Annotated in this window: 16 protein-coding genes; 15 read left to right on the forward strand and 1 reads right to left on the reverse strand. The window is 59.6% G+C overall.

Annotation, left to right across the window (positions count from 1 at the left end):
- Positions 1-2 precede the first annotated feature (2 nt).
- The 15 genes from fliH to flhB all read left to right on the forward strand — a co-directional run bounded on the left by fliH (position 3) and on the right by flhB (position 12319).
- On the forward strand, positions 3-812 hold the full coding sequence (gene fliH / locus AC1RKH_RS07760) for a flagellar assembly protein FliH (RefSeq protein WP_493063689.1): 810 nt from the start codon (positions 3-5) through the stop codon (positions 810-812).
- Positions 802-2160 carry a flagellar protein export ATPase FliI gene (gene fliI / locus AC1RKH_RS07765; protein ID WP_123423327.1) on the forward strand — a complete coding sequence of 453 codons (1359 nt, stop codon included), beginning with the start codon at positions 802-804 and terminating at the stop codon, positions 2158-2160. Before fliH ends, fliI begins: the two co-directional genes overlap by 11 nt.
- A 6-nt stretch (positions 2161-2166) precedes the next feature.
- Positions 2167-2616, forward strand: coding sequence for a flagellar export protein FliJ (gene fliJ / locus AC1RKH_RS07770; RefSeq protein ID WP_493063688.1), 450 nt, complete (start codon positions 2167-2169; stop codon positions 2614-2616).
- Between the two features lie 175 nt (positions 2617-2791).
- A complete protein-coding gene (locus AC1RKH_RS07775) occupies positions 2792-3100 on the forward strand; it encodes an STAS domain-containing protein (RefSeq protein ID WP_123423325.1) in 309 nt (102 codons plus the stop codon).
- 5 nt (positions 3101-3105) lie between these two features.
- A complete protein-coding gene (locus AC1RKH_RS07780) occupies positions 3106-4812 on the forward strand; it encodes a SpoIIE family protein phosphatase (RefSeq protein ID WP_493063687.1) in 1707 nt (568 codons plus the stop codon).
- A 30-nt stretch (positions 4813-4842) separates the two neighbouring features.
- Entirely contained in the window at positions 4843-5187 is a 345-nt protein-coding gene (locus AC1RKH_RS07785; protein WP_493063686.1) for an Hpt domain-containing protein, read from the forward strand.
- Positions 5188-5292: 105 nt separating this feature from the next.
- Complete coding sequence (locus AC1RKH_RS07790) at positions 5293-6681, forward strand: flagellar hook-length control protein FliK (protein WP_493063685.1); 1389 nt, start codon at positions 5293-5295, stop codon at positions 6679-6681.
- A 231-nt stretch (positions 6682-6912) separates the two neighbouring features.
- On the forward strand, positions 6913-7413 hold the full coding sequence (gene fliL, locus AC1RKH_RS07795; RefSeq protein WP_071551276.1) for a flagellar basal body-associated protein FliL: 501 nt from the start codon (positions 6913-6915) through the stop codon (positions 7411-7413).
- 9 nt (positions 7414-7422) lie between these two features.
- On the forward strand, positions 7423-8391 hold the full coding sequence (gene fliM, locus AC1RKH_RS07800) for a flagellar motor switch protein FliM (protein ID WP_010456950.1): 969 nt from the start codon (positions 7423-7425) through the stop codon (positions 8389-8391).
- Between the two features lie 68 nt (positions 8392-8459).
- Positions 8460-8921: a flagellar motor switch protein FliN gene (fliN, locus tag AC1RKH_RS07805; RefSeq protein ID WP_123423321.1), complete on the forward strand. Its 462-nt coding sequence runs from the start codon at positions 8460-8462 to the stop codon at positions 8919-8921.
- Positions 8922-9347: a flagellar biosynthetic protein FliO gene (gene fliO, locus AC1RKH_RS07810; RefSeq protein WP_493063684.1), complete on the forward strand. Its 426-nt coding sequence runs from the start codon at positions 8922-8924 to the stop codon at positions 9345-9347. It abuts the gene before it with no gap.
- On the forward strand, positions 9347-10096 hold the full coding sequence (gene fliP / locus AC1RKH_RS07815; RefSeq protein WP_071551272.1) for a flagellar type III secretion system pore protein FliP: 750 nt from the start codon (positions 9347-9349) through the stop codon (positions 10094-10096). Before fliO ends, fliP begins: the two co-directional genes overlap by 1 nt.
- A gap of 24 nt (positions 10097-10120) precedes the next feature.
- Positions 10121-10390, forward strand: a complete 270-nt coding sequence (gene fliQ, locus AC1RKH_RS07820; protein WP_071551271.1) for a flagellar biosynthesis protein FliQ — start codon at positions 10121-10123, stop codon at positions 10388-10390.
- Between the two features lie 3 nt (positions 10391-10393).
- The gene (fliR, locus tag AC1RKH_RS07825) at positions 10394-11176 is read left to right on the forward strand and encodes a flagellar biosynthetic protein FliR (protein ID WP_493063683.1); all 783 of its coding nucleotides are present in this window, start codon (positions 10394-10396) and stop codon (positions 11174-11176) included.
- A gap of 3 nt (positions 11177-11179) precedes the next feature.
- The gene (flhB, locus tag AC1RKH_RS07830) at positions 11180-12319 is read left to right on the forward strand and encodes a flagellar biosynthesis protein FlhB (protein WP_493063682.1); all 1140 of its coding nucleotides are present in this window, start codon (positions 11180-11182) and stop codon (positions 12317-12319) included.
- A gap of 901 nt (positions 12320-13220) precedes the next feature.
- Here the strand turns inward: flhB and AC1RKH_RS07835 are convergent.
- Entirely contained in the window at positions 13221-13517 is a 297-nt protein-coding gene (locus tag AC1RKH_RS07835) for a DUF3077 domain-containing protein (protein ID WP_493063681.1), read from the reverse strand.
- Positions 13518-13850: the final 333 nt, after the last annotated feature.

The raw sequence follows: 13850 nt of genomic DNA on the forward strand, positions 1-13850 counted from the left end.
CTATGGCAGCCAAGAGTGATGAGTCGCCCACCGACCTGATCCGTGCGCGCGATGTCGGTGGTTTTGATCTCTGGTCGTTGCCCAGCTTCGACCCGTACGTCCCGGAGCCTGAACCCGAGCCTGAGCCCGAACCGCCGGAGATGGAAGAAGTGCCGCTGGAGGAAGTCCAGCCACTGACCCTCGAAGAACTCGAAAGCATTCGTCAGGAAGCCTACAACGAAGGCTTCGCCACCGGCGAGAAAGAAGGTTTCCACAGCACCACGCTCAAGGTTCGTCAGGAAGCTGACGTGGCCCTGAGCGCGAAGCTTGCCAGCCTTGAATTGCTGATGGGCAATCTGTTCGAGCCGATTGCCGAGCAAGATACACAGATCGAGAAATCCCTGGTCGGTCTGGTTCGGCACATCGCCAAGCAGGTGATTCAGCGCGAACTGGCCATCGACTCGACGCAAATCGAACACGTCATGCGCGAAGCCTTGAAGCTGCTGCCATTGGGCGTCGGGAATGTGCGTCTGTACATCAATCCGCAGGACTTCGAGCAGGTCAAGGCATTGCGCGAGCGCCATGAAGAGACCTGGCGCATCGTCGAAGACGAAGCCATGTTGCCGGGCGGATGCCGGGTCGAAACCGAGCACAGCCGCATCGACGCGACAGTCGAAACCCGTATCACGCAAATCATGGCCAAGCTGTTCGATCAGTTGCACGATCAGGCGCTGCATCCGGCCGAGGCGGATTTGACGCTGGAACTTCCGGTCAGCGAAAAGCCATCTGCCGCACTGCTTGATCCTGAACTGGAAACCGTTGATGCGCCTTGATCGCACCAGCTTCGGCAAGCGCTTGAGTACTTACGCGCACGCCACCGAGTTGCCCGGTCAACCGATCCTCGAAGGGCGCTTGCTGCGCATGGTGGGCCTGACGCTTGAAGCTGAAGGCTTGCGTGCTGCCATGGGCAGCCGCTGTATGGTGATCAACGACGACAGTTATCACCCGGTACAGGTCGAAGCCGAAGTCATGGGCTTCTCTGGCAGTAAAGTATTTCTGATGCCGGTCGGCAGTGTCGCCGGCATTGCTCCTGGCGCCAGGGTTGTACCCTTGGCCGATACCGGCCGCTTGCCGATGGGCATGAGCATGCTCGGGCGCGTACTCGATGGCGCCGGCCGTGCACTGGATGGCAAGGGTGGGATGAAAGCCGAAGACTGGGTGCCGATGGACGGTCCGACCATCAACCCGCTCAAGCGTGATCCCATCAGCCAGCCGCTGGACGTGGGCATTCGCTCCATCAACGGATTATTGACAGTCGGTCGCGGTCAGCGCCTCGGTCTTTTCGCCGGCACCGGTGTCGGCAAGAGTGTGCTGCTGGGCATGATGACCCGCTTCACCGAGGCCGACATCATCGTGGTCGGGCTGATTGGCGAGCGGGGGCGTGAGGTCAAGGAGTTCATCGAACACATTCTCGGTGAAGAGGGGCTCAAGCGCTCCGTGGTGGTTGCGTCTCCGGCGGATGATGCGCCACTGATGCGTTTGCGCGCTGCCATGTATTGCACGCGAATCGCCGAGTATTTCCGCGACAAGGGCAAGAATGTCCTGTTGCTGATGGACTCCCTGACCCGTTTTGCTCAGGCGCAGCGAGAAATCGCCCTGGCCATTGGTGAGCCGCCAGCGACCAAGGGTTATCCGCCGTCAGTATTTGCCAAGCTGCCGAAACTGGTGGAGCGCGCCGGTAATGCCGAGGCGGGCGGCGGTTCGATCACCGCGTTTTATACCGTGTTGTCCGAAGGCGACGATCAGCAGGACCCGATCGCCGACGCCGCGCGGGGTGTGCTCGACGGGCACATTGTGCTGTCGCGCCGTCTGGCGGAAGAGGGGCACTACCCGGCGATCGACATCGAGGCGTCCATCAGTCGGGTCATGCCGTCGGTGGTCACTGCAGATCACATGATGCGTGCGCAGTACTTCAAGCAGCTCTGGTCGCGTTACCAGCAAAGTCGCGACCTGATCAGCGTCGGCGCCTACGTGGCGGGCGGCGATCGGGAAACCGATCTGGCGATCTCGTTGCAGCCACAATTGGTCAAGTACCTGCGTCAGGGCCTGAACGACAGCATCAGCCTGGGTGAGAGTGAGGCGTATCTTGCTTCGATCTTCGCCCCGGCGGCTGGCGGCTAACACCTCATGGCCCAGAGCCGGTCAGCACGTCTGGCGCCCGTGGTCGACATGGCTGAAAAGGCCGAAAAGACCGCCGTCCAGCGCCTGGGGCACTTCCAGGGCCAGGTGCGCTTGGCCGAGAGCAAGCTCGCCGACCTCGAAAACTTTCGCCTCGAGTACCAGGAGCAATGGATCGAGCGCGGCAGCCATGGCGTCTCGGGACAATGGTTGTTGGGGTATCAGGGCTTTCTCGCGCAACTGGGGACCGCTATCGATCAGCAGCGCCAAAGCCTGGCCTGGCACCAAAACAACCTGAACAAGGCGCGTGAAGCCTGGCAGCAGGCTTTTGCCCGGGTTGAAGGGTTGCGCAAACTGGTGCGGCGTTACATCGATGAAGCCCGCCAACTCGAAGACCGGCGCGAGCAGAAGCTGCTCGACGAGCTATCCCAGCGTTTGCCGCGCCACGACCCGTATTGAGCGCTGGATTCAAAAGATCGTCCGAACGCGGCCCGAGCCTTCGGCAGCTCCTACGGGATCGGGTTTGCATGCGGTCAATGTAGGAGCTGCCGAAGGCTGCGATCTTTTAACCTTGCTCACGCTCCCCGCAAGTGCTAAACCTTCTACACGTTGCCAATGACAGGGAAGCCGTAGCATGTCAGTCGTTACAGAAGTATCGCCGGATGGGCAAAAACTCACGATTTCGGTCAAGGGGCGGTTCGATTTCGCCAAGCATCAGGAATTTCGTGACTCCTACGAGCGCCCTGACGGGCAGATGCCAAACTCGGTGGTGGTCGACTTGAAGGAGGCGACCTACCTCGACAGTTCTGCGCTGGGTATGTTGCTGTTGCTGCGTGATCACGCCGGTGGCGACAACTCTGATATTCGCGTCGTCAACAGCAGTTCCGATGTGAAGAAAATCCTCGCCATCTCCAATTTCGACAAGTTGTTCGACATCAGTTGACTGTCATGTCGACGCTGCCCGAGCCACTGACGGTGCTGATCGCTGAAGACAGCGCGGCCGATCGCTTGCTGCTGTCGAGTATTGTGCGTCGTCAAGGGCATGAGGTGCTGACGGCGGCCGACGGTGCAGAGGCGGTCGAGCTGTATCGGCAGCAGCGTCCGCAACTGGTGCTGATGGACGCGATGATGCCGGTGATGGACGGTTTCGAAGCCGCGCGGCAGATCAAGCTGCTGGCTGGCGAAACCTTGGTGCCGATCATCTTCCTGACATCGCTGACAGAAAGCGAGGCCCTGGCGCGTTGCCTGGAGGCGGGCGGTGACGACTTTCTGGCAAAACCTTATAACCGGGTGATCCTGGGCGCCAAAATCAAGGCGATGGACCGCTTGCGGCGGTTGCAGGCGACAGTCCTGGAGCAGCGCGATCTGATTGCCAGGCACCATGAGTACCTGCTCAATGAGCAGCGGGTGGCCAAGGCGGTGTTCGACAAGGTCGCTCACTCCGGTTGCCTGAGTGCCCCCAACATCCGTTACTCACAATCCCCCTACGCACTGTTCAACGGCGATCTGTTGCTGGCGGCATTCACTCCGGCCGGTGACATGCATGTGCTGCTGGGGGATTTCACCGGTCATGGCCTGCCGGCGGCGGTCGGCGCCATGCCGCTGGCGGAAGTGTTCTATGGCATGACCGCCAAGGGTTACGGTCTGGCGGAAATGCTGCGCGAGATGAACGCCAAGCTCAAACGTATCCTGCCGGTGGATATGTTCTGTTGCGCGACCCTGTTGTGCCTGAGTTTTCAGCGCCGCTCGGTGGAAGTCTGGAACGGCGGTATGCCGGATGGCTATCTGCATCACACTGCCAGCGGCAAGCGCACCACGTTGCTGGCGCGGCATCTGCCGCTGGGTGTATTGAGCTCGCAAACCTTTGATGATCGCACCGAAGTGTTCTCGATGAGCCTCGGCGACCGGGTATTCCTGTTGTCGGACGGCGTGATCGATACCTGTGATGCCAATGAGCAACTGTTTGGTGTCGAGCGATTAGAGCGGGTGTTTGCCGACAACCGCCAGCCAGAACGGTTGTTCGAGGAGATTGAACAAGCGTTGCGGGATTTTCGGGGCGAGGCGCGCGATGACGTCAGCATGGTTGAGGTCAGTCTGCTCGAGGCCACACAAGTCAGTCCTCCGGCGATAGTGTATTCCGACAGTGGCCAGTCCTCTCCGCTGGACTGGTCGGTGAGTTTCGAGTTTCGTGCGGACACGCTCAAGCGCTACAATCCGATGCCTTATCTATTGCAGCTGTTGGTTGAAGTGCATGGGTTGCGGGCGCAAAGCGGGACACTTTACAGTGTGCTGGCTGAGCTCTATTCCAATGCACTGGAGCACGGTGTGCTGGGACTCGATTCGAGTATCAAGCGCGATGCCGCCGGGTTTGCGCGATATTACGAGCAGCGCAATGCGCGTCTGGAGGCGCTTGAGGATGGCTACCTGCGGGTGCATATGCAGCTGTCGCCGCAAGGTGCGGGTGGCTGTCTGGTGGTTGAAGTTGAAGACAGTGGCGCGGGGTTCGACGTGCAACGGGTCATGGCTCGACCTGTCGACAGTGGCCGCTTGTCAGGTCGCGGGGTGAGTCTGGTGCGCCAATTGTGCCGCAACGCCAGTTGGTCGGATGACGGCCGGCGTGCCCGCGTGGAGTTTTCCTGGGGGGCTCAGGCATAATCCGCACATTCTTGATCAAGGAGCGAACAAGTGACTGACATTCATCTGGACCACGACGTACTGGGTGCGCTGCAAGAAGTAATGGAGGATGAGTACCCAACGCTTCTGGATACCTTTCTTCAGGACTCCGAAGAGCGTTTGACTCAATTGCACAGAACCCAGGACCCTGATCAATTGCTCAGTACTGCCCACAGCTTCAAGGGCAGTAGCAGCAACATGGGCGCCAGGCGTCTGGCTGAGTTGTGCGGTGAGCTGGAACTGCGAGCCAGGGAAAAACAGACCTTCGGCATCGAAAAGCTGGTAGGCGAGATTGACGGTGAGTTCGCCATCGTCCGGCGCCTGTATCGTGAAGAGCGCCAGCGTTTTCATTGCTGAGCGCGTCATCGGCGCAGGTTTTTTCAGCGCCTGATCAAACTTGGCTCGAGCCTTGCAGTTCTGTTTCTCGACTGTACCTACGATCCCAGTGCAGCGGAGACCGTTATGCCCCTCGCCCCGAACTCGCTTCTTCAGGCTGCCTCGCAGGCCAAGACTCAGGCTGCGTCTGCCAACGTGTCTGTCAATGCCCCGGCAGCGCCTGTAGAGCCCAGGGATAAGGCCGCAAGCTTTTCTCAGGTCTACGCCAAACAGTCGCAAGCGACTCCTGCGTCAAGTACCGACGGGGCGGGCAAGTCTGCGCGTGACAAAGTGGCGGATAACTCCGGCAAAAAGGTGTCGCCTGACAACAAGTCTGCCGCCTCGCAACCGACGGTTGCCGATAACGGCAAATCCTTGCCCGCCGACAAACCGGCGGATACCGCCGGCGATAAGGCCGCAAGCGCCGACGCAAAGGTCACGGATACTCCGGTGGCGGATAGCGCTCCGGTCGACCCTGCTCTTGATCCGACGCTAGCGCAGGCGGTGCAACCGGCGCCGATGCCAGTGCCCGCACCAGACCCGCAAACACCGCCAGTGGTCACTCAGGCTCAGCCCTTGCCTCAGGTCGACGCAGCGCTTGCGGCTGCGGTGACGCCTCTGCCGGCTGCGCCCGCTACGCCTGCGGCCGTGACTGATCCCTCGTTCGATCCTGCATCCGATCCCTTGGACGCGATGCCGACCTTGCGTCTGGCGCTGGAGCAAAGTGGTCACGTGTCGGCTTCCAGCCAGTCCCCGACCAAAGCCGCGCCGGATCAGACCGATAGTGAGCCAACCGCGGCGCAGAACTTTGCCAACGGCATGGCAAGCATGCTTGACGTGCAAACCAGCAAGGACAGCACCAGCCAGGGGGGTGAAAAGTCCTTCAGCGGTTTGATCGATGATGGACTCAAGGATCTGAAGTCGGCGACCAGCGACACGCGCGTTGATGATTTTGCCAACCGTCTGGCGGCGCTGACCCAGGCCGCCACACCGAAGACCGCGAATGCATTGCCGGTGAATCAACCGATCGCCATGCATCAGAGCGGCTGGACCGATGAAGTGGTCAATCGGGTCATGTACCTGTCGAGCGCCAACCTCAAGGCTGCCGATATTCAGCTTCAGCCGGCGGAATTGGGTCGCCTGGATATTCGGGTGAACATGGTTCCCGATCAGCAGACTCAAGTGACCTTCATGAGCGCTCACGTTGGTGTGCGTGAAGCGCTGGACAGTCAGATGCATCGTCTGCGCGACATGTTTGCCCAGCAAGGCATGGGGCAGGTCGACGTCAATGTCTCCGACCAGTCCCGCGGCTGGCAAGGACAGGGGCAGCAGCAGACTCAGCAGGGGCAGGGCGGGCCCGCCAGTGCCAATGGTGGTCGCCTCTCGGCGGATGAAGAGTTGCCGGTGAGCGTGGCTGAAGCCGCGGCCAACACCACCAGCGTCATCGGCTCCAGTGCGGTCGACTACTACGCCTGACCAAGCGTCAAACCCTGTGGGAGCGAGCTTGCTCGCGATGAGGCCTTAACAGTCGATATCTTTGTGGACTGTTACACCGCTATCGCGAGCAAGCTCGCTCCCACACTGGTCTTGTAGTGTTTTTTGGATTGCGCTCAATCCCCACCATCCCCCTTCCGACACTTCTGGCATAACACTTGCTCTTGCCTTGCCGTGCAACTGTGAAAACTCGAATAGTGACGGATTATTGGCATGGCGAAGAGCGAAGCAGCAGTGAAAGACCCCGCCGGGAAAGGCAAACTCAAGCTTATTCTCGTGATTGTGCTGGCCGTGCTGCTGGCGATCGGCCTGTCGGTGGGCGCGACCTGGTACTTCATGCACAGCGCTCAGAGCAAGCCTGCGCCAGCGGCCGAAGCCGCCAGCAACGTCAAGCCAGCGGCGATTTATGAGCCAATGGCTCCAGCCTTTGTCGCCAATTACAACCAGAATGGCCGTCAACGCTACATGCAGGTGAGCATTACCCTGCAGGCGCGTAATCAGGCGGATCTGGATGCGCTGAAAGTGCATATGCCGGTGATTCGCAACAACCTGGTCATGCTGTTCTCGGGGCAGAGTTTCGACACCCTGGCGACGCCGGTCGGTCAGGAAATGCTGCGCCAGAAAGCCACTGCCAGTGTGCAGGAAGTGGCGCAGAAGGAAGTCGGCAAAGTCGTTATCGACCAGTTGCTCTTTACCAATTTCGTACTGCAGTAGGAACACGACATGGCCGTGCAGGACCTGCTGTCCCAGGATGAGATCGATGCGCTGTTGCATGGTGTCGATGACGGTCTGGTACAGACCGACAACGCTGCTGAACCGGGCAGTGTCAAAAGCTATGACCTGACCAGTCAGGATCGCATCGTCCGTGGACGCATGCCGACCCTGGAAATGATCAACGAGCGGTTTGCCCGTTACACGCGTATCAGCATGTTCAACATGCTGCGCCGTTCGGCAGACGTTGCCGTGGGTGGCGTGCAGGTAATGAAGTTCGGCGAATACGTGCACTCGTTGTACGTACCGACCAGCCTCAACCTGGTCAAGATCAAGCCGTTGCGCGGTACCGCGCTGTTCATCCTTGACGCCAAGCTGGTGTTCAAGCTGGTGGATAACTTCTTCGGCGGTGACGGTCGTCACGCCAAGATTGAAGGCCGTGAATTCACTCCGACCGAATTGCGCGTCGTGCGCATGGTGCTGGAACAGGCCTTTGTCGATTTGAAAGAGGCCTGGCAGGCGATCATGGAAGTCAACTTCGAGTACATCAACTCGGAAGTGAACCCGGCCATGGCCAACATCGTGGGGCCGAGCGAGGCGGTGGTGGTCTCGACCTTCCACATCGAGCTCGATGGCGGTGGCGGCGATCTGCACGTGACCATGCCGTACTCGATGATCGAGCCGGTCCGCGAAATGCTCGATGCCGGCTTCCAGTCGGACCTCGACGATCAGGACGAGCGCTGGGTCAACGCCCTGCGTCAGGACGTGCTGGACGTCGACGTTCCGATCGGTGCCACGGTTGCCCGTCGCCAATTGCGCCTGCGGGACATTCTGCACATGCAGCCGGGTGATGTGATCCCGGTCGAGATGCCGGAAGAAATGATCATGCGCGCCAACGGCGTGCCGGCCTTCAAGGTCAAGATGGGTTCCCACAAGGGCAACCTGGCGTTGCAAGTGATCGAGCCGATCGAGCGCCGCTGATCGGCGCTCGTACACCTTCGCTTTTAAATGACGGCTCCAATTGAATGGCTGCCCGCCGAGGACAAATGATGGCTAACGATATGAATACCCAGGACGACCAGGCTCTGGCTGATGAGTGGGCTGCGGCCCTTGAAGAGACGGGTGATGCCGGGCAGGACGACATTGATGCCTTGCTGGCCGCCGATGCAGCGACTTCGTCGTCTTCCAGCCGTCTGGCGATGGAAGAATTCGGCAGCGTGCCGAAGAACAACGAGCCGGTGACCCTTGATGGTCCTAACCTGGATGTGATTCTGGATATCCCGGTGTCGATCTCCATGGAAGTCGGCAGCACCGATATCAACATTCGCAACCTGCTGCAGCTCAACCAGGGCTCGGTGATCGAGCTTGACCGTCTGGCCGGCGAACCGCTGGACGTACTGGTCAACGGCACGCTCATCGCTCACGGCGAAGTGGTGGTGGTCAACGAGAAGTTCGGCATCCGCCTGACCGACGTGATCAGCCCAAGCGAACGCATCAAGAAGTTGCGCTGAGTGAAGGCGTTTCTCGGCGTATTGCTGGCCTTGCCGCTTAGTGCGTGGGCGGCAGAACCGGTAGCAGCGGTCGCGACACCTGCAATCAGCACTGGCGTGACCGGGCAGTTGACTCAGTTGGTGCTGGGTTTGCTGCTGGTGCTGGGCCTGATCTTCTTCCTCGCCTGGTTATTGCGCCGCGTTCAGCAGGCGGGGCCTGCCGGCAAGGGGCAAGTGATCGAGCTGATCGGCTCGCGTGCCCTCGGGCCGCGTGATCGTCTGGTACTGGTACAAGTCGGCAACGAGCAGATTCTGCTCGGGCTGACCCCCGGCACTATCACTCCGTTGCATGTGCTCAAAGAGCCGGTTCAGGTTCCCAGTACCGAGCAAGCGACCCCTGAGTTTGCCCAGCGCCTGATGGAGCTGTTAGGTAAGGATAAGAAGTAATGCCGTTGCGCATCCTGTTGACGTTGGTCCTGATGCTGGCCGCGCCGTTGGCGTTCGCCGCCGACCCGTTGTCGATTCCGGCGATCACCCTGGGCACGAACGCCAATGGCGCTCAGGAATATTCGGTCAGCCTGCAAATCCTGCTGATCATGACCGCGCTGAGCTTCATTCCAGCGTTTGTCATGCTGATGACCAGCTTCACCCGGATCATCATCGTTTTCTCGATCCTGCGTCAGGCCCTGGGCTTGCAGCAGACGCCGTCGAACCAGATCCTCACCGGCATGGCGCTGTTTCTGACCATGTTCATCATGGCGCCGGTCTTTGATCGGGTGAATCAGGACGCCTTGCAGCCTTATCTGGCCGAGAAGCTTACGGCTCAGGATGCGGTGGCCAAGGCGCAAGTGCCGATCAAGGACTTCATGCTGGCGCAGACCCGCAGCAGCGACCTTGAGCTGTTCATGCGTCTGTCCAAGCGCACCGACATCGCGACGCCGGATCAGGCACCGCTGACCATTCTGGTGCCGGCCTTCGTGACCTCGGAGCTGAAAACCGCCTTCCAGATCGGCTTCATGATCTTCATTCCGTTCCTGATCATCGACCTGGTCGTTGCCAGTGTGCTGATGGCCATGGGCATGATGATGCTCTCGCCGCTGATCATTTCGCTGCCGTTCAAGATCATGCTGTTCGTGCTGGTGGATGGCTGGGCATTGATCATCGGTACGCTGGCGAGCAGTTTCGGTGGCGTTTAGAACCTTGTGGGCGGGTAGGGCGATATGACTCCTGAAGTTGCGGTAGACCTGTTCCGTGAAGCGCTTTGGCTGACCACCATGATGGTCGCCATACTGGTCATTCCGAGTTTGCTGGTGGGTTTGCTGGTGGCGATGTTCCAGGCTGCCACGCAGATCAACGAACAGACCCTGAGCTTCCTCCCGCGTTTGCTGGTGATGCTGGTGACCCTGATCGTCGCCGGCCCTTGGCTGATACAAACGTTCATGGAATACATCCTGCGCTTGTACACCAGTATTCCGCAGTTGATCGGCTAAGCCATGTCGTTGCTGGCGCTGACCGACGCGCAAATCAGTACCTGGGTGGCAAGCTTCATGCTGCCGCTATTTCGGGTCGGCGCAGTGCTGATGACCATGCCGGTCTTCGGCACGACCCTGATGCCCAGGCGTATTCGGATGTATTTCGCACTGGCGATAACGGTGGTCATCACGCCGGGCCTGCCGCCGATGCCGCAGGTCAATCCGCTGGATTTGAGTGGTCTGCTGCTGATTGCCGAACAGATCCTCATTGGCGCGCTGCTGGGGTTCTCCTTGCAGCTGTTTTTTCAGGCGTTCGTGGTCGCCGGGCAGATCATTTCAATCCAGATGGGCATGGGCTTCGCGTCCATGGTCGACCCTACCAACGGCGTGTCGGCGGCCGTTATCGGACAGTTTTTGACGATGCTGGTGACGCTGCTGTTTCTCGGCATGAATGGCCATCTGGTGGTGTTTGAAATCCTCACGGAAAGCTTCACGACCCTGCCGGTGGGCAGTGGCATGCTGGTCAATCATTTCTGGGAAATGGCCGGCAAAATGGGTTGGGTGCTGGGGGCCGCTCTGCTGCTGGTATTGCCGGCAATCACTGCGCTGCTGGTGGTCAACATTGCCTTCGGGATCATGACCCGTGCGGCGCCGCAACTGAATATCTTCTCTATCGGTTTTCCGCTGACCCTGGTGCTGGGCCTGGTGATTTTCTGGGTCAGCCTGGGGGATATTCTCAATCAGTACCAACCGTTGGCTGTCGAGGCTTTGCAGTTGTTGCGCGATATGGCACAGGCGCGCTGAGTCATGGCGGAGAGCGAGAGCGGTCAGGACAAGACAGAAGACCCCACGGACAAGCGCAAAAAGGACTCCCGTGAAAAGGGCGAGATCGCTCGCTCCAAAGAGCTCAATACTTTGGCGGTGATGCTGGCCGGGGCCGGGGCGCTGCTGATCTACGGCGGTGGTCTGGCGCTGGACTTGCTGGAAATCATGCGCCTGAACTTCTCCCTGCCTCGTGAGGTGGTGCTCACTCCGGGTGCCATGGGCCTGTATCTGCTGAACTCGGGCAAGATCGCGATTCTCGCAGTGCAGCCGGTGCTGCTTTCCTTGCTGCTGGCGGCCATCATTGGTCCGATTTCCCTGGGTGGCTGGCTGTTCGCGGGCAGTAGCCTGGCGCCGAAGTTCAGTCGAATGAACCCGGCCAATGGCCTCAAGCGGATGTTTTCCTCCACGGCGTTGATCGAGTTGCTCAAGGCCCTGGCAAAGTTCCTGCTGGTGCTGTTCGTCGCGCTAAGCGTACTGCGGTCGGACATCGACGACTTGTTGCGAATCGCCCATGAGCCGCTGGAGCAGGCGATTATCCACAGCGTGCAACTGGTGGGCTGGAGCACGTTGTGGATGGCCTGCGGGCTGATTCTGATCGCGGCGGTCGATGTGCCGGTTCAGTTGTACCAGAGTCACAAGAAACTACTGATGACCAAGCAGGAAGTGCGCGACGAGCACAAGGATCAGGAAGGTCGCCCGGAGGTCAAGCAGCGGATTCGCCAGTTGCAGCGTGAGATGTCTCAGCGGCGGATGATGGCGGCCATTCCTGACGCCGATGTGGTCATCACCAACCCGACCCACTACGCGGTGGCGCTCAAGTACGACCCGGAGAAGGGTGGAGCGCCGATGCTGGTCGCCAAGGGCAATGACTTCCTGGCGCTGAAGATCCGCGAAATCGCTGTGGCTAACGAAGTTTTGCTGCTCGAGTCGCCAGCCCTGGCGCGTTCGATCTACTACTCCACCGAACTTGATCAGGAAATTCCTGGTGGGCTCTATCTGGCGGTCGCCCAGGTACTGGCCTACGTTTACCAGATTCGTCAGTACCGCGCTGGCAAGGGTAAGCGCCCGGATCCGCTGAAGGATGACCTGCCGATTCCTCCGGATCTGCGCCGCGATTCTTGATCGGCTCATCTCTTGGCGGTGTACGCCGATCAAAATTGTGGGAGCTGGCTTGCCTGCGAAGGCGGCCTGACAGCCGACCTATCTTTCGCAGATGTACCTCAATCAAAACTGTGGGAGCGAGCCTGCTCGCGATGGCTGCCTGACAGCCGACCAGCCTCTTACAGATGTACATCAATCAAAACTGTGGGAGCTGGCTTGCCTGCGAAGATGGCCTGACAGCCGACCCATCTTTCGCAGATGTACACCAATCAAAACTGTGGGAGCTGGCTTGCCTGCGAAGGCGGCCTGACAGCCGACCAATCTTTCACAGACGCACCCAGTTCAACTGTGGGAGCGAGCTTGCTCGCGATGGCGGCCTGACAGCCGACCAACCTCTTACAGATGTACATCAATCAAAACTGTGGGAGCTGGCTTGCCTGCGATGGCGGCCTGGCAGCCAACCAACCTCTTACATATGTACATCAATCAAAACTGTGGGAGCGAACCTGCTCGCGATAGCGGCCTGACAGATGACTAATCTCTTGCAGGTGTACATATCCATTTCTGCGGTAACGGCCACTTAGGGTTTCGCCCTTACGGCGCCTCACTTTTCCAAACGACGAAAAGTAAGCAAAAGTCTTCGCCCCAAGCGTACGGCACCTCGCCTAGGCTCGGCGTACCCTCGTTCCGGCATTCATCAGGGGGCATCGCCTACGGTCTGCTTCGCGACGACCTCCTCTCGATGTGTCCGGCTGCGCCGTACGGCGCTGCGCGCCAACCCCCTGATGAACACCTCCACTCGGCCTCCCGACGGGGCGGGTGGATCAAGATCAACAGCGGCAGGCGAGCTAACGCTCGGCCTGTTGAGTGGGGTGGTGATCGTTCCCGCGCAGGAGCGTGGGAGCGATCCGCAGTGGGTGAGTTAACGCTTGGCCTGTTGATGGTTGTTCGATGCGGCTATGACTTTCACTGCATCATCAATGACGGCTTTGCTCATCTCCTGCAAGTAGTGGGAGGCCCAAGCATAGCGGTCGGTTTTGCGCTCCATCGCTGCATCTTCGGCCAGCATCTTGGAGAGGTGGAGGAGGTCGGAGACGTGGGACAAGGCAGTGAGCAGAGGGACGCCACTGTTGACGCGGAACAGGGCTTGATCGTTGTGGATGGAGAAGGGGGTGAGGCCGGCGGTTTTTAAATCGTGGAGGTGCGAAGATTTGTTCATGGCGAGGTTCTCGTTTACTGGTTAGAGCGGCCTCGTTTACTCATCGGGTTTCCATGCCCGGTCGCTGATTTGGCAGCGACCACCGAAGACTAGCGATGCCACTTCCGAGGGGCAACCTTGAAAACCTGTCGGACGTTTCCCGCTGTTTTGCAGGTTTGTGGTCGCATTCTCAGGAAGGGCGTTGAATATTCCGGCCTCTTCGCGGGCAAGCCCGCTCCCACAGGTTGCGCGCCATCACTGACCTCTCTAGTTACCCGTCCCCGCAAAAGTTGGAAGGCTTCTTGCAATAGCCCGCCTGCGCCCGCTTCAGGCGTCAAAAGTTTGCTTCAAGGA

It is taken from the genome of Pseudomonas sp. GW822-FHT06B12, assembly GCF_058799675.1.

Excerpts from the sequence above, each read along its gene's own strand:
- fliH (WP_493063689.1), top strand. The coding sequence starts at position 3 with ATGGCAGCCAAGAGTGATGAGTCGCCCACCGACCTGATCCGTGCGCGC.
- fliI (WP_123423327.1), top strand. The coding sequence starts at position 802 with ATGCGCCTTGATCGCACCAGCTTCGGCAAGCGCTTGAGTACTTACGCG.
- fliJ (WP_493063688.1), top strand. The coding sequence starts at position 2,167 with ATGGCCCAGAGCCGGTCAGCACGTCTGGCGCCCGTGGTCGACATGGCT.
- AC1RKH_RS07775 (WP_123423325.1), top strand. The coding sequence starts at position 2,792 with ATGTCAGTCGTTACAGAAGTATCGCCGGATGGGCAAAAACTCACGATT.
- AC1RKH_RS07780 (WP_493063687.1), top strand. The coding sequence starts at position 3,106 with ATGTCGACGCTGCCCGAGCCACTGACGGTGCTGATCGCTGAAGACAGC.
- AC1RKH_RS07790 (WP_493063685.1), top strand. The coding sequence starts at position 5,293 with ATGCCCCTCGCCCCGAACTCGCTTCTTCAGGCTGCCTCGCAGGCCAAG.
- fliL (WP_071551276.1), top strand. The coding sequence starts at position 6,913 with ATGGCGAAGAGCGAAGCAGCAGTGAAAGACCCCGCCGGGAAAGGCAAA.
- fliM (WP_010456950.1), top strand. The coding sequence starts at position 7,423 with ATGGCCGTGCAGGACCTGCTGTCCCAGGATGAGATCGATGCGCTGTTG.
- fliN (WP_123423321.1), top strand. The coding sequence starts at position 8,460 with ATGGCTAACGATATGAATACCCAGGACGACCAGGCTCTGGCTGATGAG.
- fliP (WP_071551272.1), top strand. The coding sequence starts at position 9,347 with ATGCCGTTGCGCATCCTGTTGACGTTGGTCCTGATGCTGGCCGCGCCG.
- fliQ (WP_071551271.1), top strand. The coding sequence starts at position 10,121 with ATGACTCCTGAAGTTGCGGTAGACCTGTTCCGTGAAGCGCTTTGGCTG.
- fliR (WP_493063683.1), top strand. The coding sequence starts at position 10,394 with ATGTCGTTGCTGGCGCTGACCGACGCGCAAATCAGTACCTGGGTGGCA.
- flhB (WP_493063682.1), top strand. The coding sequence starts at position 11,180 with ATGGCGGAGAGCGAGAGCGGTCAGGACAAGACAGAAGACCCCACGGAC.
- AC1RKH_RS07835 (WP_493063681.1), bottom strand. The coding sequence starts at position 13,517 with ATGAACAAATCTTCGCACCTCCACGATTTAAAAACCGCCGGCCTCACC.